The following is a 2,040-nucleotide window of genomic DNA, read 5'->3' on the forward strand; positions in this document are numbered from 1 at the left end:
AAATAAACTTTTCACTTCAGGAGTAAAATAAAAAATTAAAAAAATTGCAAAAAGTACTTGCCTAAATAGAAATTCTCTGCTATAATAGGCAAGTACGATACGAAATGGCTCCGTGGTCAAGAGGTCAAGACGCTAGCCTCTCACGCTGGAATCAGGGGTTCGATTCCCCTCGGAGTCACTAAAAAAGTCCCAGAAAATGGGACTTTTTTTCGTGCCCGGAAATTGAGAGGTAATCAAAAGGAACAGTTCCGTATATTAACAGTGGAAGATAAAATTGCAGACAGAATAAAAAATAATATTTTGCCTTCAACACTAGGTCTTTTCGATATCGTTACGGATGCCATAGATGGAATATCTGTTACAAAGATTATTATTTCCAGTGGTCTTGAAAAACCTTATTATGTTAAAAATAAGGGAATGTCCCCAAGTGGATGTTTTATGAGGATTGGAACTTCTACACAGCCTATGCCAACGACATTGATAGATGAGCTGTATTCGAAAAGGATACACACTACATTGCGTAATATTCCGGCTCCGAGACAGGACTTAACTTTTGCACAGTTAAAAATTTATTATCAGGAACGGGGACTTGAATTAAATAGTAGATTCGCTCAGAGTCTTGAGTTACTTACACCAGATGGACAGTATAATTATATTGCATATTTGTTGGCAGATGAAAACGGTGTATCCATTAAAGTTGCTAAATATGCCGGGACAGATAAGGTTGATCTGATCGAAAATGAGGAGTATGGATATTGTTCTTTGATCAAAGCGACAAATCAAGTCTTAGAGAAGATGAAAGTTGAAAACGTCACGAAAGCAAAAGTAACGAGTACCAAGAGAATAGAAAAGAATTTGATCGAGCCTGTACCATTGAGGGAGGCATTGATAAATGCTATTGTGCATAACGATTTCTCCAGAGAAATACCGCCTGTTTTTGAGATTTTTAGTGATCGTATGGAATTTACATCATATGGTGGACTTATATCAGGTCAGAGTAAAGAGGATTTCTTCAGTTGTAGCAGTATGCCGCGAAACAGAGAGCTAATGAGGGTTTTTAAAGATGTGGGATTAGTAGAGCAGCTTGGATCAGGCATGAGCCGTATTTTAAAATACTATGATAGAGACATTTTTGAAATATCGGATCATTTTATAAAAGTGGTTTTCCCATTTTCTTTGTCAATCCGAAAAAGAACAGATCTTATTGATAAGAAAAATGGTCTAGATTGTGTTGTGGGATATGAAGGTGACATAGTAAATGACATAGAAAACGGTGTGCGGTGTGAAAATGACATAGTAAATGACACAGAAAATGGTGTGCGGTGTGAAAATGACATAGTAAATCTTTCGAGAAATATAAAAAACATTGTTAATAACAAGGAAAAGAATGAACAGATAATTTTGTCTATTTTAGAAGCAACACCTAGTATTACAATAAGGATTATCAGTGAAAATACAGGGTTTAGTAACAGTAAAGTCAATCGAATTATAAAGAAGTTAAAACAAGAGGGGAAAATTGAAAGAAGGGGATCTGACAAAAAAGGCTACTGGATAATTTGCAAATAGAAGTAATTAAGGATTTAATTGTGCAGACATTGTCTGCACAATTTTGTTTTTTCTATTGACATTCTCTTACATAAGGAGCAGAATAAAAGTAACTACTATGCACTACATAGTAAATGGCAATAAGACAAGAAATATTAGCAATTAGCAATATTCCGTTTTAGATAGATTGTGTCCGGCGAGGGAGGAGAAGGTATGGAAAGAATATTTTTTTATAGTCTTAAGGGCAGATTGTTTGTATAAAATTGCGCCAAGCGGTTTGTCTGAAACTGTCGAAGAAGTTTTTACCTTCTTTTCATTCCTGCTGACCTATGAACTTCTTTTTTTCTTGATGATTCTAGTACTTCTTTCTTATATCAGAAAACGCTCCTATGACTATACATTGCTAACTTTAATGGGGATGAGAAGAAAGCATAAACATATTTTTATCGGAGGAGAATATGCGTACACGGTAAATTGGTTCTTTCCATAATTAGT

The 2,040-nt window shown here is 35.0% G+C and carries 1 protein-coding gene and 1 tRNA gene; both read left to right on the forward strand.

Annotated features, from left to right (window positions below; genetic code table 11):
- Positions 1–106: 106 nt before the first annotated feature.
- A tRNA-Glu gene (locus BKD12_RS16235) sits at positions 107–178 on the forward strand.
- 83 nt (positions 179–261) lie between these two features.
- Positions 262–1,566 carry an ATP-binding protein gene (locus BKD12_RS16240; RefSeq protein ID WP_242872792.1) on the forward strand — a complete coding sequence of 435 codons (1,305 nt, stop codon included), beginning with the start codon at positions 262–264 and terminating at the stop codon, positions 1,564–1,566.
- Positions 1,567–2,040 lie beyond the last annotated feature (474 nt).

It is taken from the genome of Merdimonas faecis (assembly GCF_001754075.1).
GTDB lineage: Bacteria > Bacillota > Clostridia > Lachnospirales > Lachnospiraceae > Merdimonas > Merdimonas faecis.